Origin of the sequence: Buttiauxella brennerae ATCC 51605 (assembly GCF_001654925.1) — a bacterium.
GTDB classification, from domain to species: domain Bacteria; phylum Pseudomonadota; class Gammaproteobacteria; order Enterobacterales; family Enterobacteriaceae; genus Buttiauxella; species Buttiauxella brennerae.
Genome location: NZ_LXER01000023.1, coordinates 64087 through 85530 on the forward strand (window position 1 = coordinate 64087; position 21444 = coordinate 85530).

20 protein-coding genes and 5 tRNA genes are annotated in these 21444 nt (G+C 50.7%); 7 read left to right on the forward strand and 18 right to left on the reverse strand.

Annotated features, from left to right (window positions below; genetic code table 11):
- Positions 1 to 52 precede the first annotated feature (52 nt).
- The 7 genes from proX (at position 53) to emrB (ending at position 7111) form a co-directional block, all read left to right on the forward strand.
- The gene (gene proX, locus M975_RS14335; RefSeq protein ID WP_064560483.1) at positions 53 to 1045 is read left to right on the forward strand and encodes a glycine betaine/L-proline ABC transporter substrate-binding protein ProX; all 993 of its coding nucleotides are present in this window, start codon (positions 53 to 55) and stop codon (positions 1043 to 1045) included.
- A gap of 211 nt (positions 1046 to 1256) precedes the next feature.
- Positions 1257 to 2432, forward strand: a complete 1176-nt coding sequence (locus M975_RS14340; RefSeq protein ID WP_064560485.1) for an MFS transporter — start codon at positions 1257 to 1259, stop codon at positions 2430 to 2432.
- Between the two features lie 124 nt (positions 2433 to 2556).
- Complete coding sequence (locus M975_RS14345) at positions 2557 to 3297, forward strand: AzlC family ABC transporter permease (protein ID WP_064560487.1); 741 nt, start codon at positions 2557 to 2559, stop codon at positions 3295 to 3297.
- Positions 3294 to 3635, forward strand: a complete 342-nt coding sequence (ygaH, locus tag M975_RS14350) for an L-valine transporter subunit YgaH (protein WP_064560490.1) — start codon at positions 3294 to 3296, stop codon at positions 3633 to 3635. The genes M975_RS14345 and ygaH overlap by 4 nt, the downstream gene beginning before the upstream one ends.
- Before the next feature lie 85 nt (positions 3636 to 3720).
- A complete protein-coding gene (mprA, locus tag M975_RS14355; RefSeq protein WP_064560492.1) occupies positions 3721 to 4251 on the forward strand; it encodes a transcriptional repressor MprA in 531 nt (176 codons plus the stop codon).
- A 133-nt stretch (positions 4252 to 4384) separates the two neighbouring features.
- Positions 4385 to 5557: a multidrug efflux MFS transporter periplasmic adaptor subunit EmrA gene (emrA, locus tag M975_RS14360; RefSeq protein ID WP_064560494.1), complete on the forward strand. Its 1173-nt coding sequence runs from the start codon at positions 4385 to 4387 to the stop codon at positions 5555 to 5557.
- Between the two features lie 15 nt (positions 5558 to 5572).
- On the forward strand, positions 5573 to 7111 hold the full coding sequence (gene emrB / locus M975_RS14365) for a multidrug efflux MFS transporter permease subunit EmrB (RefSeq protein ID WP_064560495.1): 1539 nt from the start codon (positions 5573 to 5575) through the stop codon (positions 7109 to 7111).
- 61 nt (positions 7112 to 7172) lie between these two features.
- Here the strand turns inward: emrB and luxS are convergent, their stop codons facing one another.
- From luxS to mltB, 18 genes are all read right to left on the reverse strand, one after another.
- Positions 7173 to 7688 (reverse strand): S-ribosylhomocysteine lyase, encoded by a 516-nt coding sequence (gene luxS, locus M975_RS14370; protein WP_064513284.1) that lies wholly within the window; start codon positions 7686 to 7688, stop codon positions 7173 to 7175.
- Between the two features lie 154 nt (positions 7689 to 7842).
- Entirely contained in the window at positions 7843 to 9399 is a 1557-nt protein-coding gene (gene gshA, locus M975_RS14375) for a glutamate--cysteine ligase (protein WP_064560620.1), read from the reverse strand.
- Positions 9400 to 9531: 132 nt separating this feature from the next.
- Complete coding sequence (locus M975_RS14380) at positions 9532 to 9960, reverse strand: YqaA family protein (RefSeq protein WP_064560496.1); 429 nt, start codon at positions 9958 to 9960, stop codon at positions 9532 to 9534.
- Positions 9957 to 10523 carry a fructose-1-phosphate/6-phosphogluconate phosphatase gene (yqaB, locus tag M975_RS14385; protein WP_064560497.1) on the reverse strand — a complete coding sequence of 189 codons (567 nt, stop codon included), beginning with the start codon at positions 10521 to 10523 and terminating at the stop codon, positions 9957 to 9959. Before yqaB ends, M975_RS14380 begins: the two co-directional genes overlap by 4 nt.
- A 175-nt stretch (positions 10524 to 10698) precedes the next feature.
- A tRNA-Arg gene (locus tag M975_RS14390) sits at positions 10699 to 10775 on the reverse strand.
- Between the two features lie 63 nt (positions 10776 to 10838).
- Positions 10839 to 10915, reverse strand: a tRNA-Arg gene (locus M975_RS14395).
- Positions 10916 to 10978: 63 nt separating this feature from the next.
- Positions 10979 to 11055: transfer RNA gene (locus tag M975_RS14400), tRNA-Arg, on the reverse strand.
- A 197-nt stretch (positions 11056 to 11252) separates the two neighbouring features.
- A tRNA-Arg gene (locus M975_RS14405) sits at positions 11253 to 11329 on the reverse strand.
- Between the two features lie 4 nt (positions 11330 to 11333).
- Positions 11334 to 11426, reverse strand: a tRNA-Ser gene (locus tag M975_RS14410).
- 325 nt (positions 11427 to 11751) lie between these two features.
- Positions 11752 to 11937, reverse strand: coding sequence for a carbon storage regulator CsrA (gene csrA / locus M975_RS14415; protein WP_013574027.1), 186 nt, complete (start codon positions 11935 to 11937; stop codon positions 11752 to 11754).
- A gap of 256 nt (positions 11938 to 12193) precedes the next feature.
- Positions 12194 to 14821, reverse strand: coding sequence for an alanine--tRNA ligase (gene alaS, locus M975_RS14420; RefSeq protein ID WP_064560499.1), 2628 nt, complete (start codon positions 14819 to 14821; stop codon positions 12194 to 12196).
- Positions 14822 to 15109: 288 nt separating this feature from the next.
- Entirely contained in the window at positions 15110 to 15607 is a 498-nt protein-coding gene (locus M975_RS14425) for a regulatory protein RecX (protein ID WP_064560502.1), read from the reverse strand.
- Positions 15608 to 15684: 77 nt separating this feature from the next.
- Entirely contained in the window at positions 15685 to 16749 is a 1065-nt protein-coding gene (gene recA / locus M975_RS14430; protein WP_064560504.1) for a recombinase RecA, read from the reverse strand.
- A gap of 83 nt (positions 16750 to 16832) precedes the next feature.
- Positions 16833 to 17342 carry a nicotinamide-nucleotide amidase gene (gene pncC / locus M975_RS14435; protein ID WP_064560506.1) on the reverse strand — a complete coding sequence of 170 codons (510 nt, stop codon included), beginning with the start codon at positions 17340 to 17342 and terminating at the stop codon, positions 16833 to 16835.
- Between the two features lie 129 nt (positions 17343 to 17471).
- Positions 17472 to 18350, reverse strand: a complete 879-nt coding sequence (locus M975_RS14440) for a metal ABC transporter substrate-binding protein (RefSeq protein ID WP_064560508.1) — start codon at positions 18348 to 18350, stop codon at positions 17472 to 17474.
- Positions 18347 to 19231, reverse strand: a complete 885-nt coding sequence (locus M975_RS14445; protein ID WP_064560510.1) for a metal ABC transporter permease — start codon at positions 19229 to 19231, stop codon at positions 18347 to 18349. The genes M975_RS14440 and M975_RS14445 overlap by 4 nt, the downstream gene beginning before the upstream one ends.
- Positions 19228 to 19956 carry a metal ABC transporter ATP-binding protein gene (locus M975_RS14450; protein WP_064560512.1) on the reverse strand — a complete coding sequence of 243 codons (729 nt, stop codon included), beginning with the start codon at positions 19954 to 19956 and terminating at the stop codon, positions 19228 to 19230. The genes M975_RS14445 and M975_RS14450 overlap by 4 nt, the downstream gene beginning before the upstream one ends.
- A 222-nt stretch (positions 19957 to 20178) precedes the next feature.
- Complete coding sequence (mltB, locus tag M975_RS14455; protein WP_064560514.1) at positions 20179 to 21252, reverse strand: lytic murein transglycosylase B; 1074 nt, start codon at positions 21250 to 21252, stop codon at positions 20179 to 20181.
- Positions 21253 to 21444: the final 192 nt, after the last annotated feature.

A 21444-nucleotide genomic window follows, 5' to 3' on the forward strand; every position in this document is an offset into this window, starting at 1 on the left:
TGGCGGCATTCGTGCCGCCTCACGCCCCATCACCGTAAAAGGATAATTAACGATGCGAAACACGACGCTTCTCGCCGCAACACTCGCCACACTCGTTACCACCAGCGCTTTCGCAGCTGACCTGCCGGGTAAAGGCATTACCGTTCAGCCCGCTCAGAGCACCATCTCAGAAGAATCATTTCAAACATTATTAGTTGGCCGGGCCCTTGAAAAACTGGGTTATACCGTCAGCAAGCCAAGTGAAGTGGATTACAACGTGGCATATACCTCAATGGCCGCAGGCGACATTACGTTTATCGCCACTAACTGGAAGCCATTGCACGACGATATGTATAAAGCCGCTGGCGGTGATAAGAAATTTTACCGTGAAGGGACTTATGTTCAGGGGGCGGCTCAAGGCTATTTGATCGATAAGAAAACCGCCGAGCAATACAAAATCACTAATATTGAACAGTTAAAAGATCCGAAAATTGCCAAACTGTTTGATACCAACGGCGACGGTAAAGCTGACCTGACCGGGTGTACGCCAGGCTGGGGCTGTGAAGCAGTTATCAATCACCAGATTGGTGCGTTTGGCCTGACGAATACCGTGGAACATAACCAGGGTAACTATTCGGCGATGATTGCCGACACCATTACGCGTCACAAAGAAGGCAAACCGATTCTGTATTACACCTGGACACCATATTGGGTGAGTGACGTGATGGTGCCAGGTAAAGACGTGGTGTGGTTGCAGGTTCCATTCTCTTCTATGCCGGGTGCGCAGAAAGACGTGGATACCAAACTGCCGAATGGCGCGAACTATGGTTTCCCGGTCAATACCATGCATATCGTGGCAAACCGTGCCTGGGCTGAGAAAAACCCACAGGCGGCGAAATTGTTTAGTCTGATGAAACTGCCACTGGCGGATATCAATGCCGAGAATGCAATGATGCATAACGGTAAATCATCAGAAGCTGATATTCAGAGCCATGTTGATGGCTGGATTAAAGCTCACCAGGCGCAGTTTGATGGCTGGGTGAAAGAAGCGTTAGCCGCGAAGTAAAGTATTCACGCCCTCACCCAGTTCCCTCTCCCCCAGGAGAGGGAACTGGGCGGTTCTTTCCTTCTCCAGGAGAGAGAACTGGACGGTTTTCTCCTTCTCCTGGGGGAGAAGGCCGGGATGAGGGCATTTTCGCTCACCGCACAATCCGACCCCCACTTATATTAATATTCGTTATTATTCGCGCTCCATCATCAAAAGCTGAAGAATAAGAATGAAAAATACCTCTCACGGACTTAGCCCTGCGCTTATCGTCCTGATGTCTATCGCCACGGGATTGGCCGTTGCCAGTAACTACTACGCGCAACCTCTGCTCGATACCATCGCTAATGCATTTTCCCTTTCGATTAACCAGGCCGGGTTTATTGTTACCGCCGCACAGCTGGGTTATGCCGCAGGTTTGCTGTTGCTGGTGCCGCTTGGGGATATGTTTGAACGCCGCGGGCTGATTGTCTTCATGACGCTATTGGCGGCAGGTGGCATGGTTATCACGGCGCTAAGCCAGACACTGTGGGTGATGATTCTTGGCACTGCGCTAACCGGTCTGTTCTCGGTCGTGGCGCAAATTCTGGTGCCGCTGGCCGCAACGCTTGCTGAGCCCGAAAAGCGCGGCAAAGTGGTCGGCACTATTATGAGCGGGCTGCTGCTGGGGATCCTGCTGGCACGTACCGTTGCCGGGCTGTTGGCAAGCCTTGGGGGCTGGCGCACCGTGTATTGGGTCGCCAGTGTGCTGATGATCTTTATGGCTATTGCTCTGTGGCGCGGCTTGCCAAAAGTGAAGTCAGAAACGCATCTGAATTACCCGCAATTACTCTCTTCCGTCTTCGGCTTATTTATCAAAAACCCGCTGCTGCGTACACGCGCACTGCTGGGCTGCCTGACATTCGCAAACTTCAGTATTCTCTGGACGTCTATGGCATTTTTGCTCGCCTCCCCACCATTTAACTTCTCTGAAGCGACGATTGGCCTGTTTGGCCTGGCGGGTGCCGCGGGTGCGCTGGGTGCACGTCCGGCTGGCGGGTTTGCCGACAAAGGCAAAGCGCATCTCACCACCACGATTGGCCTGGTGCTGCTACTGCTGTCGTGGATTGCTGTCGCCATGGGTCAGTTCTCTGTGATCGCACTTATTGTCGGGATTCTGGTGCTGGATTTAACGGTTCAGGGTGTGCATATCACCAACCAAACCGTTATCTATCGCATGATGCCGGATGCGCGAAACCGCCTGACCGCAGGCTATATGACCAGCTACTTTATTGGCGGTGCCGCCGGTTCCATTATCTCTGCCAGCGCTTATCAACATGCAGGGTGGAACGGCGTGTGTGCTGCGGGGGCCATCATCGCCCTACTAAATTTAGTAGTGTGGTGGCGCGGTTATCACCGTCAGCCGTGATGGCACTAATCCTTTACGTTCCCTATGGAGAATTTGGGGTATTAAGGGTCGTACCAGTCTGTTAAGGTTATCCCTGTTTGTTCATTCGAGTGACATTAACGTCAGAAACTTATAAATAGTTAATATGGATAGTCCTGCAGAAGATCACTTAAATAATAACCAAAATGATGCTACCTGGGTTGAAGGGCTGAAAGACAGTTTACCGATTGTCATCAGTTACATTCCGGTGGCATTTGCATTTGGGCTTAATGCCACGAAACTGGGATTCACCCCATTCGAAAGTCTGTTTTTCTCCTGCATTATTTATGCGGGTGCAAGCCAGTTTGTGATTACCGCATTGCTGGCTGCGGGCAGCTCTCTGTGGGTTGCCGCATTAACCGTCATGGCAATGGATGTGCGACACGTTTTGTACGGCCCTTCCCTGCGTCAACGAATAACACGCCAGCTAAGCAAACCGAAAACGGCAATTTGGGCCTTTGGCCTGACGGACGAAGTCTTTGCCGCCGCCACCGCAAAACTGGTGCGCGATAACCGCCGCTGGAGCGAAAACTGGATGATTGGTATCGCATTCAGTTCGTGGTTCTCATGGGTGTTGGGCACGGCACTTGGCTCATGGTCCGGAAATGGTTTGCTTGACCAGTTCCCGGCTGTAGAAGCCGCGTTAAGTTTTATGTTACCGGCGCTTTTCCTGAGCTTCTTGCTGGCATCGTTCCAGCGTAAGCAGTCCTGGACGGTAACCGCATCGCTTGCTGGCGCATTGTTGGGCGTCACGCTGGTTTCCATTCCAGCGGCGATTCTTGCAGGCATTGTCTGTGGTTGCCTGGCAGCCCTGGTGCAGGCGTTTTATCAAGGAGAACCTGGATGAGTACACAAGTGCTTTTGCTGGGTCTGCTGGTCGGGCTTGCCAACTATCTGTTTCGCTATTTGCCGCTGCGCATCAGGGCAAACTCGACTCGCCCGGCGAAACGAGGGCCAACTGGCGTGCTGCTCGACAGTATCGGGATAGCGTCAATTTGTGCCTTACTGGTTGTTTCAAGCGTGCCTGAAATCATGCACGACGCTCAGCGTCTGGTCCCAACGCTTATGGGGTTTATCATTCTCGGGCTGAGCTTTTATAAGACCCGCAGCATTATCATCCCGACATTATTAAGTGCTCTGGGTTATGGATTAACCTGGAAACTCATGATGGTGATCTCCGTCTGACGATTAAAAAACGTATAAACAATACATTTACTTTATTTGTCACCATCGTTATTATATCGACCGCAACTAATGAGGTTATGCCAAAATGGATAGTTCGTTTACGCCCATTGAACAAATGCTAAAATTTCGCGCCAAACGCTACGAGGAATTCCCATACCAGGAAGTCCTTCTGACGCGCCTGTGCATGCACATGCAAGGCAAGCTTTTGGAAAACCGCAATAAGATGCTGAAAGCTCAGGGCATTAACGAGACGCTGTTTATGGCGTTGATCACTCTTGAATCTCAGGAAAACCATAGCATCCAGCCTTCTGAACTAAGCTGTGCTTTAGGTTCTTCTCGTACCAACGCGACCCGAATTGCCGATGAGCTGGAAAAACGTGGCTGGATTGAACGCCGCGAGAGCGATAACGATCGCCGTTGCCTGCATCTGCATTTGACCGAAAAGGGTCAGGAATTCTTGCGTCAGGTGTTACCACCGCAGCACCACTGCTTGCATGAATTGTGGTCCTCGCTGAGTGGTTCAGAAAAAGAGCAGCTGGAACAAATTACCCGCAAACTGCTCACCCGCCTTGATGAAATGGATGAAAACCAGACTGTACTTGAAGCTGTACGCTAAGTGCTGTCATCGCGTTATATCGTAGTGCCCCAAAAAAGATGAATACGACAGGCCAGCAACTCACCTTGCTGGCCTGTTGGGTCTAACAGGTCGGCTGAGCCGATCACTATAATAAAAAAGTGTGGAGATAAGCATGAGCGCACATGCGGAGACTCAAACCCCGCAGCAGCCGGGTAACAAGAAAGGCAAACGTAAAGGTGCCTTACTTGCTTTAACCTTGCTGTTTGTCATTATTGCTGTGGCATATGGGATTTATTGGTTTTTAGTATTACGTCACTACGAAAATACGGATGATGCGTATGTGGCCGGTAATCAGGTACAGATTATGTCCCAGGTTTCCGGAAGCGTAACCAAGGTTTGGGCCGACAATACCGACTTCGTTAAACAGGGCGATGTGCTGGTAACGTTGGACCAGGCTGACGCTGAGCAAGCATTTGAACAGGCACAGACCGTGCTGGCTTCAAACGTGCGTCAGACACGTCAGTTAATGATTAACAGTAAGCAGTTGCAGGCCAATATTGAGCTGCAAAAAACCTCGCTTACTCAAGCTCAAAGCGACCTGAATCGCCGCGTGCCGTTGGGTAACGCAAACCTGATTGGCCGTGAAGAGTTGCAACACGCCCGAGATGCCGTCGCAACGGCTCAAGCGCAACTGGATGTTGCCATTCAACAATACAATGCCAACCAGGCAATGGTTCTGGGTAGCAAGCTCGAAGAACAGCCAAGTGTTAAACAGGCTGCTGCCGAGTTGCGTAACGCCTGGATGGCGCTGCAACGTACCAAAATTGTCAGCCCAATGACCGGTTATGTTTCACGCCGCGTGGTACAGGTTGGCGCACAAATCAGCCCGACTACACCGCTGATGGCTATCGTGCCTGCCAGTGGTTTGTGGGTCGATGCAAACTTTAAAGAGACTCAGCTTGCGCACATGCGTATCGGCCAACCGGCAACGGTTGTCAGTGATATCTACGGCGACAAAATCGAGTACACCGGCAAAGTTGTCGGCCTGGATATGGGCACCGGCAGCGCGTTCTCGCTGCTCCCGGCACAAAACGCCACTGGTAACTGGATCAAAGTCGTTCAACGCCTGCCTGTGCGTATTGAGTTAGATGCGAAGCAACTTGAGCAACACCCGCTGCGTATCGGCCTGTCCACGTTAGTCACAGTGGATACCAGTAACCGCGAAGGCAGCATGCTGGCTAATGAAACTCGCCACTCCCCGGTATATGAAAGCAATGCGCGCGAACTCAACCTGACGCCTGCTAATGAGCTGATCAATCATATCATCCAGGCTAATGCGGGTTAATAAAGCGGAGGTTGTATGGCACAACAAAAACCGCTAGAAGGGGCACCGCTGGTCATCATGACCATCGCCTTGTCATTGGCGACCTTTATGCAGGTGCTGGATTCTACCATCGCCAACGTGGCCATTCCGACCATTGCCGGTAACCTTGGCTCATCTCTGAGCCAGGGGACCTGGGTTATCACTTCATTTGGGGTGGCAAACGCCATCTCAATTCCTATCACCGGGTGGCTTGCTAAGCGCTTTGGTGAAGTGAAGTTGTTTATGTGGTCGACGATTCTCTTCGTGCTGGCTTCATGGGCTTGCGGCGTATCCAAAAGTCTGGAGATGCTGATCTTCTTCCGCGTTATCCAGGGGATCGTTGCCGGGCCGTTGATTCCGCTGTCGCAAAGCCTGCTGCTCAATAACTACCCGCCTGCTAAGCGAAGTATCGCGCTGGCGCTGTGGTCGATGACGGTTATCGTGGCGCCGATTTGTGGGCCAATTCTCGGTGGTTTTATCAGTGATAACTACCACTGGGGTTGGATCTTCTTTATCAACGTGCCTATTGGCGCGCTGGTCGTTCTGCTGACGATGCAAACCTTGCGTGGGCGTGAAACCAAAACCGAGCAGCGCCGTATTGATGCCATCGGCCTTGCGCTGTTGGTGGTGGGTATTGGTAGCCTGCAAATCATGCTCGACCGCGGTAAAGAGCTGGATTGGTTTAACTCAACGGAAGTGGTCGTTCTGACAATCGTCGCGGTGGTGACGATAAGTTTCTTGATTGTCTGGGAGCTAACGGACGACAACCCGATAGTCGACTTGTCGTTGTTTAAGTCGCGAAACTTCACCATTGGTTGCTTGTGTATCAGTCTCGCCTACATGCTCTACTTCGGCGCAATTGTGTTGCTGCCGCAGCTGTTGCAGGAGGTATATGGCTACACGGCAACCTGGGCAGGTCTGGCATCGGCACCGGTCGGGCTTCTTCCTGTATTGCTGTCGCCGATTATCGGGCGCTTTGCTCATAAGCTCGACATGCGAAGGCTGGTGACGTTCAGCTTTATTATGTACGCCGTCTGTTTCTACTGGCGTGCATATACCTTCGAGCCGGGAATGGATTTCGGTGCGTCGGCCTGGCCGCAGTTTATTCAGGGCTTCGCCGTGGCGTGCTTCTTTATGCCACTGACGACAATCACGCTTTCCGGGCTGCCGCCTGAACGTATGGCCGCAGCGTCGAGTCTGTCGAACTTTACCCGAACCCTTGCCGGTTCGATTGGTACGTCGATAACCACGACGCTGTGGACTAACCGCGAGGCGTTACACCACTCGCAGTTAACGGAGTCCGTTTCACCGTTTAACCCGAATGCGCAGGAGATGTATTCAAAACTGGAAAATCTGGGGATGTCGCCGCAACAAGCCTCTGGCTATATTGCGCAGCAGATTACCAATCAGGGGCTGATTATCTCAGCCAATGAGATTTTCTGGGTTTCTGCAGGAATATTTATTCTGTTACTGGGTCTAATCTGGTTTGCCAGACCACCGTTTGGTGCCGGTGGTGGTGGCGGCGGCGCGCACTAAGTCAGAAATACAAAAGGGGCCAATTGGCCCCTTTTTACTTTTAACTCACAGTCCAGCAAGACTAGATATGCAGCTCTTTGAGTGTCTCTTTCGGCAGAGCCAGCTCTTCGTTGCTGTTTACGCTTACGCCATGCTCAAGAATATGACGCGCGATATCCTGCGCTTCTTCCAGCGAGTGCATGTGGTAAGTACCACACTGGTAAACGTTCAGTTCTGGGATCTGGTTTTGCTCTTTCACCTTCAGAACATCTTCCATTGCCGCTTTCCATGCATCGGCAACGCGCGTCTCATCAGGCACACCAATCAGGCTCATATAGAAGCCAGTACGGCAGCCCATAGGTGAAATATCAATAATCTCTACGCCATTCCCGTTCAGGTGGTCACGCATAAATCCAGCAAACAGGTGCTCAAGAGTATGAATACCTTTTTCTGGCATCACTTCCTTGTTCGGGATGCAAAAACGCAGATCAAATACAGTGATAGTATCGCCATGAGGCGTATGCATTGTTTTGGCCACACGCACTGCTGGTGCGCCCATGCGGGTATGGTCAACTGTGAAGCTATCCAACAACGGCATCTGATCACCTCCGATAAGTGATTTTTTTTAAAAAAAAATGAACCATTCTTTCTCACACTACTCTGAGTATATGAAAGACGCGCATTTGTTATCATCATCCCTGATTCAGAGATGTATATTTTGGCCACACTGATTGTGGCCTTTTTCTTTTCTACTAAGCGTGTTTCTCAAGCCACACATCAAACGGCTCGGTATCACTGGCTTCGATGTCTCGCTGGCGCTGCCATGAAGCATCATGTTCTTTCTGCAACACGTCTTCGGTCAAAATCTCAAGCGGCTCTTGTGTCAGCATCTGACGATACTGCTCAGCCAACGCAAGCCCTGTTCCGCCAATGCCATTATCAATCATAGACCGCAGAATGCGTGCCGAGTACGTTAATTCCGGATCGTCAAAACAGGCGACCAGCTGATCACAAACGTCCTGATAATCGCTATTGCCCGCAATACCATCCAGCGTTTCGGCGACACGTCGTAAATCAGTGAACAAGTCTTTGCCGACTTTTGCCAGCGGATGCTGCGCGGTTTCACAACCGATACCCAGCGTCAGGCCTGGTTTACGCCCTTCCAGAATCACACGATTCCAGTTTGTGCGAGTGCAAAGTAATTCGTCACTGCTCATTTCCGGCGCGTCAGCCAGCACACACCAAATCATGAACAGATCAAGGAAGCGAACTTGCTGCTCATCAACACCAATCGGTGAGAACGGGTTGATATCAAGTGAACGCACTTCGATATATTCAATACCGCCACGCAGTAACGCGTCAGAAGGTGACTCCCCTTCCGCAGTGACGCGCTTAGGGCGAATCGGTGCGTAGAGTTCATTTTCAATTTGCAGCACGTTGGTGTTGATTTGCAGACGTTTACCGTCCTTCTCAAGACCCATCTGCGCGTACTCTTCCGAAGGCGTTTTAATGGCGCGTTTCAAGCCGGCGACGTAAGTCTCCAGATCGTTAAACGTAATGCCAAGGTTGCTCTGGGATTTATTGGTGTAACCCAAATCACTCAAACGCAACGAAGTCGCATACGGCAGGTAATTCATACCACATTCGGTTTTTTCAAACGGCAGCGAGCTCTCTTTCCCTTGCAGGAAGGAGGAACAGATAGCTGGCGATGCACCAAACAAATACGGAATAACCCAGCCAAAACGGTAGTAGTTACGAATCAGGCGGAAATATCCGGCGGAAATCGCTTCTTTACCGCTCTGAATATCTTCTACGCCCAGACGTGCCTGCCAGAACTCCAGCGGCAGCGAAAAGTTGTAGTGAACGCCTGAAATGGTCTGCATCAACGCGCCGTAACGGTTTTTCAAACCTTCACGGTATAGCGTTTTAAAACGCCCGTTGTTGGAAGAGCCATACTGCGCCAGTTCAATATTCTGGCCATCATCGATATAGCACGGCATGCTCAGTGGCCACATACGCTCATCGCCCAATTCACGGGCCGTATGGCGATGGATATCGCGCATGAATGTCAGCATATGGTCGATATCACCATCAACTGGAGTAATAAACTCCAGTAGCGCTTCAGCGAAATCCGTAGTGATCCATTTGTGTGTCAGCGCTGAACCAAGGCTTTCCGGGTGACCTGTTGTCGCCAACTGGCCATCTGGCGTGACTCGCAGCGTTTCACGCTCAAGACCACGACGAATACCTTTTACTGCCTGTGGATGCTGTTCCAGCCAGGCCAGCGCCTGTGATACGTTCGGGATCAAATTGACCTCCCGCCTGTCGAATTCATTTTTATTAAGCATAAGAGATGGCGATGATAATTATACCCTTTAGATTTCATGTTGCAGCCAAAGCCCCTGTAGCTTGAAAGATAATGGGTATATCGGTCCATACAATTAGTGCCACCATGCAATACCTTGTACCGTTGCAGCCGCGACAACGATATAGCGAACCGCTTTACCAAGGCATAAAAAAAAGATTACTGGCCCCCAGCTCATGCGTAATAAGCCAGCTAGCAGGCACAGCAGATCGCCAACTAACGGCAACCAGCTGAGTAATAATGTTGCCGGGCCGAAACGAACCAGCCAGGCGGTCGCCTTTCCTTGCCAGCGTGATTGTTCACGCAGCGGGAAAAAACGCCCAAGAATAACGTTAGTTAAGCCACCAAGGCTATTACCCATTGTTGCTATTAAGATGAGTAACCATGTTGGCCCGGAGCCTGCAACCAATAATGCGACCAGAACCGCTTCTGAACTACCCGGCAGCAACGTTGCACTAAGAAAACTACTGGTAAACAGTGAAAAAAGTGACAGCGCTTCACTCACAGCAAACGCACATCCACACCATCCATACCGGCAGCACGTGCTGCTTCAAGACCAAAATCGGCATCCTCAAACACCACACATTTATTCGCTGCAACACCCATGAGTTCAGCGCACAGCAAAAAAGTGTCAGGAGCAGGTTTGTGATTTTTGACGTGATCGGCGGCAACAACGGCGGAGAAATACTGCCGTAAGCCCAGATGATTAAGTAGCGCCTCGGCGATATCGCTTTCACTGCCTGTGCCTACTGCCATTGGGCGGCGGCCATGCCAGGATTTTACGACATCAATAAGGGGGAGCGGGCGTACGGTATCAAGCAGCATAGCTCTTACAGCCTGCGTCTTTTCCTGCGCCAAAAGATGTGGGTCGAGATCTGCACGATTGAGTTCGATAATCGCCTGCGCGATACGCCAGGTTGGGGAGCCATTCAACGCAACCATAGCTTGTTCGTCAAACTGCATGCTATAGCCTGCTAGCGTCTCACGCCACGCCTTACGGTGTGTAGGTTCGGTATCGAGGATGGTTCCGTCCATATCGAAAATTAGACCTTCGTAACGTTCGTACATCTCATCCCTCACATCACTCAATATTGAGGCGTTACTTTAGCGTAAACCAATAATATTGTCGCTTATTTGTAATTGAGATAGTTCAGAAGGTAACTAATGGATAACTAGTGATTTACGGAGGCAATGAAGAAAGGTTATCAGGGAAGATTGTGCAGCGTTGATATTGAGAAGAATATGGTGCACCCAGGAAGATTCGAACTTCCGACCGCTCGGTTCGTAGCCGAGTACTCTATCCAGCTGAGCTATGGGTGCATCGGGGTACTGCTTTGACTACTGACTCAATGTCACTGAACTTACCGTAACATTGAAGAAGAATGGTGCACCCAGGAAGATTCGAACTTCCGACCGCTCGGTTCGTAGCCGAGTACTCTATCCAGCTGAGCTATGGGTGCATCGGGGTACTGCTTTAACTGCTGACTCAATGTCACTGAACTTACTGTAACATTGAAGAAGAATGGTGCACCCAGGAAGATTCGAACTTCCGACCGCTCGGTTCGTAGCCGAGTACTCTATCCAGCTGAGCTATGGGTGCACAGGATTACTTCTTTTACTGCTGACTTAATGCTGTTTGTTGTTCTAAACAACATCAAACAAGATGGTGCATCCGGAGCGTTACTCGCGGTGCTTGCCCTAATGGGCCGTTGCTAAAGCAACGTTACTCTCCCTATTGTTCGCTAAGAAATTAACTTTCTTTGGAACACTACCGTTGCAAAATGGTAGTAGGAAGAATGGTGCACCCAGGAAGATTCGAACTTCCGACCGCTCGGTTCGTAGCCGAGTACTCTATCCAGCTGAGCTATGGGTGCAAAATGGCGGTGAGGCGGGGATTCGAACCCCGGATGCAGCTTTTGACCGCATACTCCCTTAGCAGGGGAGCGCCTTCAGCCTCTCGGCCACCTCACCACACGCCTCTTTCGAGGTGTACCGTTGAACTTGTTTCTGCTCATCGGCACTGCGTGGCGCACATATTACTTTCCTGCACTTATAAGTCAAACAATTTTTCCCAACTAATTTTTAATTGCACACTTCACGCACAATCCGGGCAAATCGACAGCAAAAAGAGTGTTTTATCAACAGACAAGTTGAGGGTAATAGCGAAAAGAACGCGTTCAGGATGAATAAGGAATTATGGCGACAACAGGAAATGAAGGGGGTCTGGCGAGATAAAGCGAGGTAAATGGTGCGCTAAAGGAAGCGTCTCGCTAGTGATTAGCGAGACGCAGTAACTTTAGTAACTCGTTTGTTGCGATTTTTCAGCCTGGATACGTTGGTAGATCTCTTCACGGTGAACAGAAACTTCCTTCGGGGCGTTTACACCAATACGAACCTGGTTACCTTTTACCCCAAGTACTGTCACGGTCACCTCATCCCCAATCATGAGGGTCTCACCAACTCGACGAGTTAGAATCAGCATTCTTTGCTCCTTGAAAGATTAAAAGAGTCGGGTCTCTCTGTATCCCGGCATTCTCCATCATATACGCCAAAAAGTAAGTAGTGACAAACACATAAAGTGTGAACGGCCACGACACTACATTCTGTTATGACTAAGTCTAGCCGATATACGGGACTTTAACCTGACTTTATCATTATTGAGTGTGTGCAAATTAATGAGACGCCATAACCTGAATCATTTTGGGTATATGGCGCCTGTCTGCACTTTATTTTTTTACTTAGAGCTTAGCCGAAACCCAAGCCTCAACGCCTGCCAGCGCGCCAGGCAATGCTGCCGCGTCTGTGCCACCGGCCTGAGCCATATCCGGACGACCGCCTCCTTTACCTCCAACTTGCTGAGCAATAACCCCAATCAGCTCCCCCGCTTTCACACGGTCGGTCACATCTTTAGAGACACCCACAATCAGAGAAACTTTACCTTCTGCTACCGTCGCCAGAACGATAATTGCTGAACCCAGCTGATTTTTTAAATCATCAACCATGGTGCGCAGCATCTTCGGTTCAACGTTAGCCAGTTCACTCACGAGGAGCTTCACGCCTTTTACATCGACGGCTTTGCTGGAAAGGTTTGCACTCTCCTGCACTGCCTGCTGTTCTTTCAACTGCTGCAATTCTTTCTCAAGCTGACGGGTACGCTCCAGAACAGAACGTACTTTCTCGTTCAGATTCTGGCTATCGCCTTTCAGCAGTTGAGCAATATCATGGAGCTGTTCGCTCTGTGCGTGCAGGTTTGCCAGCGCACCTTCGCCTGTCACAGCTTCAATACGACGCACACCCGCAGCAGTACCAGACTCTGCAACGATACGGAACAGGCCGATATCGCCAGTGCGGTTCGCGTGAATACCACCACACAATTCGGTTGAGAAATCACCCATGCTCAGAACGCGCACGTGGTCATCATACTTCTCACCAAACAACGCCATCGCGCCTTTAGCCTTAGCAGCTTCCAGATCCATGACGTTAGTTTCGATTGGCAGGTTACGACGAATCTGTGCGTTAACAATATCTTCTACAGCACGAACTTCTGCTGGTTTCATTGCTTCGAAATGGGAGAAGTCGAAACGCAGGCCTTTATCGTTAACCAGAGAACCTTTCTGCGCAACGTGAGTGCCCAGAACCTGGCGCAGTGCCGCGTGCAGCAAGTGAGTGGCAGAGTGGTTCAGGCGAATGCGTGAACGGCGCGCTTCATCAACTTCAGCTTTAACGCTGTCGCCGACTTTCACCACGCCCGCAACCAGCTTACCTAGATGACCAATTGCCTGGCCATACTTCTGCGTGTCGTTAACAGCGAAGTCGATACCATTGCCTTTGATTGCGCCTTTGTCGCCAACCTGGCCACCAGACTCTGCATAGAATGGTGTCTCATTGAGCACCACAACAGCTTCCTGGCCTGCAGCAATTTGCTCAACGGGTTTACCGTCAACAAACAATGCAGTGACTTTCGCGGTCAAATCAGTGTGATCATAACCTTTGAAGGCAGTCGCAGAATCAACGCGGATCATGCTGTTGTAGTCAGCGCCAAAACCGCTGGACTCACGCGCACGGCGGCGCTGCTCTTCCATTGCGGCTTCAAAACCCGCTTCGTCAACTTTCAGGTTACGCTCACGGCAAACATCAGCAGTCAGGTCAACCGGGAAGCCGTAGGTGTCATACAGACGGAAAGCGGTTTCGCCATCCAGCGTATCGCCCTGCAAATTAGCCAGTTCTTCATCCAGCAATGCCAGACCACGTTCAAGCGTACGCGCAAACTGCTCTTCTTCGGTTTTCAGAACTTGTTCAACCAGCGCTTGCTGGCGATGCAGTTCTTCACCCGCAGCCCCCATCACTTCAACCAATGGGCCAACAAGTTTGTAGAAGAAGGTTTCTTTCGCGCCCAACATGTTGCCATGACGGATTGCACGACGAATGATTCGGCGCAGCACATAGCCACGGCCTTCATTCGACGGGGTAACACCATCAGCAACGAGGAATGCACAAGAACGAATATGGTCAGCGATAACACGCAGCGATTTGCTGGTCAGATCGGTCGCACCCGTGACGCGGGCAACAGACTGGATAAGTTTGCTGAACAAGTCGATTTCATAGTTGGAGTTAACATGTTGCAGAACGGCTGCAATACGCTCCAGACCCATACCGGTATCAACTGACGGCTTAGGCAATGGCAGCATAGTGCCATCCTGCTGACGGTTGAACTGCATGAACACAAGGTTCCAGATTTCGATATAGCGATCGCCATCTTCTTCAGCGCTACCCGGAGGGCCGCCCCAGATGTGGTCGCCGTGGTCGAAGAAGATTTCAGTGCACGGACCGCATGGACCCGTGTCACCCATCTGCCAGAAGTTGTCAGATGCGTAAGCACCACCTTTATTATCGCCAATGCGAATAATACGCTCGCGTGGAACGCCAACTTCTTTTTCCCAGATTTCAAATGCTTCGTCATCAGTCTCGTAAACGGTAACCCACAGACGCTCTTTAGGCAGGTTAAACCATTGTTCGCCGGTCAATAATTCCCAGGCAAAGTTGATGGCATCGTGTTTGAAATAGTCACCAAAGCTGAAGTTACCCAGCATTTCAAAGAAAGTGTGGTGACGGGCAGTGTAACCGACGTTTTCCAGATCATTGTGTTTACCACCCGCGCGGACACAACGTTGAGACGTTGTTGCGCGGGAATAATTACGTTTGTCGAGACCAAGGAAAACATCCTTGAACTGGTTCATCCCGGCATTAGTAAACAGTAAAGTCGGATCGTTATTCGGAACCAGGGAGCTGCTCGCTACAACCTGGTGACCTTTACTATGGAAAAAATCGAGAAACGCCTGACGGATCTCAGCGGTGCTCTTGCTCATAATTATCCTGAAATCAAGCTAACGAGGAGTTGCAAACCGGACGGAGCCCATTTTAATGCTTTGGCCGCGACCTGTTTACCTGGAAAAAGTGGGAATAAGATAAGTTTTCTTATCAGGGAAGTAAAATCCCGTGTATACCTAATCTGCAAAATTTCGCTATTTATACCCAAAATAATTAAAGTTGCGTCAAGGCGGCAAGCGAGAAAATCCCGATGAGCTTACTCCAGTAAGTGATTCGGGTGAACGAGTGAAGCTAACGCCGAGGCAACTTTAAGTATGAAGGGTATATCAAGAATAAACAGCCTGGATGTCTTCCATAAAGAACCCGCGATACAGAAGAAAACGCTGCACTTTAGCGCGCTCTTTCCACTCGGTAGGTAGCGGTTCACCAAATTTACGCTCGGCAATGTCCCGTGCCATCGATTGCCAGTCTATTTCACAATTGAGCATTGCGGTTTCGCTGATATCACGCGCGATACCTTTGCTTTGTAGTTCCTGGCGAATACGTTGCGGCCCATAACCTTTCCGGCCACGGCTTGCAATAAAGCGTGACGCAAAGTGAGCATCGTCCAGCCAGCGATGTTCATAACACCAGGCAATGACTTTATCGATATCTTCAGGCGTAAAAGGATCTTCTTCCGCTTTTGGTTTTCCAGGGAATGTTGGTTGTGCAGAAAGTTTACGACGGAGTTCTTGTTCGCTGTGATCACGCATCGCCAGTATACGAGTAGCTTTGTCTAATAAACGGGAATACGGGCTGCGGCGAGGAGTTACGGATTCAGGCATGACAGATAACCTGTTTATGAGAAAATTGCAGTAAAGCAGATAAAGACAAGGGCTGCCGCGGCAGCCCTTGTTAGGAATTAAAAGTCTTCTTTGGTTTCAGCAACGTCTTTGTCGTGGTCATCAGCAACAAAGTCTGGTGTGCCATCTGGATTATTCAGCAGCATATCACGCAGTTTCTTCTCGATTTCAGCAGCCATTGGCTTGTTTTCTTTCAGGAAGTTACTGGAGTTTGATTTGCCCTGGCCAATCTTCTCACCGTTGTAGCTGTACCAGGCACCCGCTTTTTCAATCAGCTTGTGCTTCACGCCTAAATCAACCAGTTCGCCGTAGAAGTTGATACCTTCGCCGTACATGATCTGGAATTCAGCTTGCTTAAATGGTGCAGCAATTTTGTTTTTCACGACTTTAACGCGGGTTTCACTACCCACCACGTTATCGCCATCTTTTACCGCGCCAATACGACGGATATCCAGACGAACAGAAGCGTAGAATTTCAGTGCGTTACCACCGGTAGTGGTTTCCGGGTTACCGAACATCACACCAATTTTCATACGGATCTGGTTGATGAAGATAAGCAATGTATTGGACTGCTTGAGGTTACCCGCCAGTTTACGCATTGCCTGGCTCATCATACGTGCCGCGAGGCCCATATGAGAGTCACCGATTTCGCCTTCAATTTCAGCTTTCGGCGTCAGAGCGGCAACGGAGTCAACAACCAGCACGTCAACTGCACCGGAACGTGCCAGCGCATCACAAATTTCCAGCGCTTGCTCGCCAGTGTCCGGCTGTGAACACAGCAGGTTGTCGATATCTACGCCCAGTTTCTTAGCGTAAATCGGGTCCAGAGCGTGCTCAGCATCGATAAACGCACACGTTTTACCTTCACGTTGAGCGGCGGCGATAACTTGCAAAGTCAGCGTCGTTTTACCAGAAGATTCTGGCCCGTAAATTTCAACGATACGGCCCATTGGCAAGCCACCGGCCCCAAGTGCGATATCCAGTGAAAGTGAACCGGTAGAGATCGTTTCCACATCCATGGTACGGTCTTCACCCAGACGCATGATGGAGCCTTTACCAAATTGTTTTTCAATTTGGCCAAGTGCTGCCGCTAACGCCTTCTGTTTGTTTTCGTCGATAGCCATTTTTACTCCTGTCATGCAGGGTGAAACACGAATGCGCCACGCTGCTTACTATGCTGTTTTGTTGTGCCAATTATACTGTATGGTCATACAGTATCAAGCTTATTTTTGAGAAATTCTTCCCACAGGGTTTGCAGCGCATATTCAGTGGCCTGGCGTCGAATTGCATCACGATCGCCTGAGAAAAGCTGCTGGCGTGCAATCGTACCTTCAGACTTTGAGGAAAAGCCAAACCATACAGTCCCGACGGGTTTTTCTTCACTGCCGCCATTAGGGCCGGCAATACCACTGACCGCAACCGCATAATCAGCTACCGCCGCATACAGTGCGCCTTGCGCCATTTCACGCACCACGGCCTCACTCACTGCACCATGCGTTTCCAGCGTTGCGCTATCAACACCAATCATTTGATGCTTAGCCTCATTACTGTAGGTAACAAAACCACGTTCAAACCAGGCAGAACTGCCTGAAAGATCGGTAATCACTTTGGCAATCCAGCCACCGGTACAAGATTCTGCCGTTGTCACGGTAGCGCCGAGATGCCCAAGCGCTTCACCGACCTGGCGACTGAGTTGACGCAATGTTTTATCTGTCATGGCTTGCTCCGATTGTAGACATATCGAGGGGTTACACGATAGCACTTATCCCCTCTTTCAGAGGATTACATTAGATAACTCGAGGCAGTTCCAGAAAAAAGAACGGCCAGCGAAGGCTGGCCGATTAAATCACTTCATGCTGTTGGCGATGGCATCTACGTTATGCTTGAACGCCATCTCGTAGGTGCTGGCTGGCCCGTTTGCGGCTGAAAGCGCCTCAGGGTAAAGCTCTCCACCTGGCTGCGCACCACTTGCGCTGGCGATTTGTTTTACCAGTCGAGGATCAGTCTGGTTCTCAATAAAGTAAGTTTTAATCTGCTGGCTTTTAAGTTGCTTGATAAGCCCTGCCACGTCACTCGCGTTAGCCTCCGCTTCGGTTGAGAAGCCAACGGGCGCAAGGAAAGTCACACCATATTCCTGGCCAAAATAACCAAAAGCATCATGGCTGGTGAGTACTTTACGTTTTGATTTCGGAATCGCTTCAAAACGTGTTTTCGCCCAGCTATCGAGCAGTTTCAGGCGAGTAACGTACTCGGAGCCGCTGTCAGTGATCGCAGCCGCATCTTGCGGGTCGGCCGCTACCAGCGCTTTGGTAATATTTTGTGCGTAGATTGCGCCATTTTCAGCACTGTTCCAGGCGTGAGGATCGGTGATTTGTTTACCATCATCGACCATTTTCCGCGTCGAGATGCCTTCAGAAGCAACAATCACTTTGCCTTTATAGCCTGATGCGCTGACCAGACGGTCCATCCACCCTTCCATTCCCAGCCCGCTCACAATCACGACGTCAGCTTTACTTAACGCGACGCTGTCCTGCGGTGACGGCTCAAAACTATGCGGGTCACCATCTGGCCCCACCAGGCTTTTTACCGTGACATGCTCACCACCGACCTGTTTTGCCATATCAGCCAATACGGTAAAACTGGTCACCACATTGAGGTTTTTCGCCAGTGCCGCCTGGCTTGAACAAGCCAGCACCAGTGACATCATCATCCCAAAACGTTTCATTTAATCCCCTTGCTTGTTGTTATCAAGCCTCTACAAAGGCTACGAGCCAGCCCGCTGCGCGGACCAAAAAGTATCGAGATAAAGAAGCCAACGCTTGCCGTCAAAACGATGGCCGGGCCTGCGGGCAGTGCCGCAGCAAATGACCACGCCAGCCCAATCCACGCCGACACCAGACCAAAGGCCACAGCGATCATCATCGCGCCAGGCAACGTCTTTGCCCAACAGCGTGCCGAAACAGCTGGCAGCATCATTAGCCCAACGGACATGAGCGTGCCGAGGATCTGAAACCCTGCGACAAGGTTAAGCACCAAAAGCGCAAGAAAAGTGCCGTGAATGAGATGAGGTGCCAGGCGGTTATTGACCTGCAGGAAACTGCGGTCGAACGTTTCCATCACCAGCCCGCGATACAAACCCGCCAGAATAAGCAACGTCACGCTGGCAATCGCACCGACAAAAATTGTGGCCTGGTTGTCGACCGCCAGAATCGAACCAAAAAGAAGATGCAGCAGGTCAACACTGGAGCCACGTAACGAAATAAGGGTGACACCCAGCGCCAGAGAGCCGAGATAGAAACCGGCAAAACTGGCGTCTTCTTTCAGGGTGGTGCGCGAACTGACCAGCCCCGAAATTAACGCCACCAGCACACCCGCAACAAAACCGCCAATCCCCATGGCGACCAGCGACATGCCAGCCAGCAAATAACCCACTGCAACGCCTGGTAAAATCGCGTGAGAAAGTGCATCGCCCACCAGGCTCATGCGCCGCAGCAGCAAGAAAATCCCCAGCGGAGCAGTGCTAATAGAAAGCGCCAGGCACGCGACAAGCGCACGTCGCATAAACCCGTAATCAATAAACGGTTCAAAGAAGAAGTGATAAATCATGCAGATAACGCCAGATTGATGCTTGATTTGCAGTAGTGAGGTAATACGTCAACGGTATTGCCCCAATGGAAATGGTCTTGTGTAAGCAGCAAGACTTGCGGGAAATGTCTGCTGACACGTTCGTTATCGTGCAGCACCGCCATCACCGTTTGGCCCGCCTGGTGCATCTGGCAGATAAGCGTCATCAGGAAATCGCTGGTTTGCGAATCAACCCCGGTGAACGGCTCATCGAGCAGAACCAACGGTGCGTTTTGCACCAGCAAGCGCGCAAACAACATCCTCTGGAATTGCCCGCCAGAAAGCGTTTCGATGGGTTGTTTAGTCAATGGCGTAAGGCCCACGCGTTCGATGGCATCAGCAATACGCTTTCTGTTCTGGCGATTGAGCGAGGAAAATAACCCACGTACAGGCCAGGACCCCATGCATACCACATCATAAACCGTGGCAGGAAATTGCCTGTCCATCTCGGCCAGCTGTGGCAACCAGGCAATACGAGGAGCCTTCCCACCCGTAAAGGATAACTGGCCCGCTACTGGCGGCTGTAGCTTCAGCAGCGTTTTTAATAAGGTCGACTTCCCGGTGCCGTTCGCACCAATAATGGCGGTCATACTGCCTTTAGCAATATTGCCGGTAAGCGGCTGTGTTACCGCCCTTCCCTGATAACCCAATACCAGTTGATTCAGCGAGATCATGGCAGTGCAATCGCCCAATGAATTGCCAGCCATAACCCGGTCAGCAGAATTAAGACTGCACAAAACCGCACAGGCGCAGCCACAGTGAAAAGTGTCCGTAAAGGAAGCATTGCGAAGTAAACCACTCAATTTGATTTGTTATAACATAACATAAATAAAATTGAATGTGATACAAATTCCTGATCGACGATCAGGAAAAACCTTCATGAGAGAACGCAGGAAATGCCCCCGCCTCAGGACAAGGCGGGGAAAAGATTACTGAACGCGAGCCAGCGCCACTGCCTGGCCTAACTGCCAGACCGCCATCGCATAATGCGTGCTGTGGTTGTAACGGGTGATGGTGTAGAAGTTCGGCAAGCCGTACCAATACTGGTAACGGTCGCCCATATCCAGGCGTAGCAGGCTGGCTTCCTGGTGGTTACCCAAAGAAGCGGTTGGGCTTAAACCCGATTCCGCCAGCGCTGAGACGGAATATTTAGTTTTAAAGCCGTTCGCAAGCCCCGGTACCTGACCGTTGGCTGGAACTGCCACCAAATCGCCTTTCACCCAGCCATGGCCTTTAAAGTAGTTAGCCACACTGCCGATAGCATCTTCCGGGTCCCACAGGTTCACATGGCCGTCACCGTTGAAATCAACGGCGTATTCTTTAAACGCCGACGGCATAAACTGGCCGTAACCCATTGCCCCGGCAAATGATCCTTTCAGTGCCAATGGATCATCACCTTCATTACGCGCCATCAGCAGGAACGTTTCCAGTTCGCCAGAGAAATATTGTGCGCGACGCGGATAAGCAAATGAGAGTGTAGCCAGCGCATCAATAATGCGCGTTTTACCCATCACACGGCCCCAACGCGTTTCCACACCGATGATCCCGACGATAATTTCTGGCGGCACACCGTAGACCTGGAATGCGCGTTTCAGCGCGTCGTCATGTTGATTCCAGAACGCCACTCCGTTTTGCACGTTATCAGGCGTAATGAATTTGCCACGATAGCGCAACCAGGCACCGTTCGGGCCCGCAGGAGGTGCCGTCGTTGGCGCTTGCTGGTCCATCAAACGCAGAACGTAATCGAGTTTTTTGGTTTGGGAGAGCACTTCATGTAACTGCTGGCGGTCAAAGCCATGCTTACTCACCATTTTATCAATGAATTTCTCAGCTTCAGGGTTGTAGGCAAAATCCCCCGTCTGCATAAACACATCATGCTGTGGCTGTAACAAGAAACCACCCGAAGGTGTACCAGCTTGCTGTGGCGGAGTTTCAGTTTTCGGTTTGCTGCTACAGGCGGCCAGCAAAACAATAAGCGGAAGTAACGCGACGGAGTAACGCATGTGTTGAGATATCCATATGACTAACGACGAATGTGTATTCCTTATGGTAAATCAAAATCACAGCGGGAGTAACAGACTCTGCGAGGCGGCGCGAAGTTTTCCTGCCTTTTGACGATGTGTGATCGCATGGTTCTGTGGTGTAATAGCGAAGCTTTTCACGACACATCAGCTTCATGAGATAATGTGAGCACT

Coding starts and splice junctions, on each gene's coding strand:
- M975_RS14440 (WP_064560508.1), bottom strand. CDS start 18,350: ATGAAACGTTTTGGGATGATGATGTCACTGGTGCTGGCTTGTTCAAGC.
- proX (WP_064560483.1), top strand. CDS start 53: ATGCGAAACACGACGCTTCTCGCCGCAACACTCGCCACACTCGTTACC.
- M975_RS14450 (WP_064560512.1), bottom strand. CDS start 19,956: ATGGCTGGCAATTCATTGGGCGATTGCACTGCCATGATCTCGCTGAAT.
- M975_RS14345 (WP_064560487.1), top strand. CDS start 2,557: ATGGATAGTCCTGCAGAAGATCACTTAAATAATAACCAAAATGATGCT.
- M975_RS14425 (WP_064560502.1), bottom strand. CDS start 15,607: ATGCCTGAATCCGTAACTCCTCGCCGCAGCCCGTATTCCCGTTTATTA.
- ygaH (WP_064560490.1), top strand. CDS start 3,294: ATGAGTACACAAGTGCTTTTGCTGGGTCTGCTGGTCGGGCTTGCCAAC.
- pncC (WP_064560506.1), bottom strand. CDS start 17,342: ATGACAGATAAAACATTGCGTCAACTCAGTCGCCAGGTCGGTGAAGCG.
- M975_RS14340 (WP_064560485.1), top strand. CDS start 1,257: ATGAAAAATACCTCTCACGGACTTAGCCCTGCGCTTATCGTCCTGATG.
- yqaB (WP_064560497.1), bottom strand. CDS start 10,523: ATGTACGAACGTTACGAAGGTCTAATTTTCGATATGGACGGAACCATC.
- emrA (WP_064560494.1), top strand. CDS start 4,385: ATGAGCGCACATGCGGAGACTCAAACCCCGCAGCAGCCGGGTAACAAG.
- luxS (WP_064513284.1), bottom strand. CDS start 7,688: ATGCCGTTGTTGGATAGCTTCACAGTTGACCATACCCGCATGGGCGCA.
- recA (WP_064560504.1), bottom strand. CDS start 16,749: ATGGCTATCGACGAAAACAAACAGAAGGCGTTAGCGGCAGCACTTGGC.
- emrB (WP_064560495.1), top strand. CDS start 5,573: ATGGCACAACAAAAACCGCTAGAAGGGGCACCGCTGGTCATCATGACC.
- csrA (WP_013574027.1), bottom strand. CDS start 11,937: ATGCTGATTCTAACTCGTCGAGTTGGTGAGACCCTCATGATTGGGGAT.
- M975_RS14445 (WP_064560510.1), bottom strand. CDS start 19,231: ATGATTTATCACTTCTTCTTTGAACCGTTTATTGATTACGGGTTTATG.
- mprA (WP_064560492.1), top strand. CDS start 3,721: ATGGATAGTTCGTTTACGCCCATTGAACAAATGCTAAAATTTCGCGCC.
- mltB (WP_064560514.1), bottom strand. CDS start 21,252: ATGCGTTACTCCGTCGCGTTACTTCCGCTTATTGTTTTGCTGGCCGCC.
- alaS (WP_064560499.1), bottom strand. CDS start 14,821: ATGAGCAAGAGCACCGCTGAGATCCGTCAGGCGTTTCTCGATTTTTTC.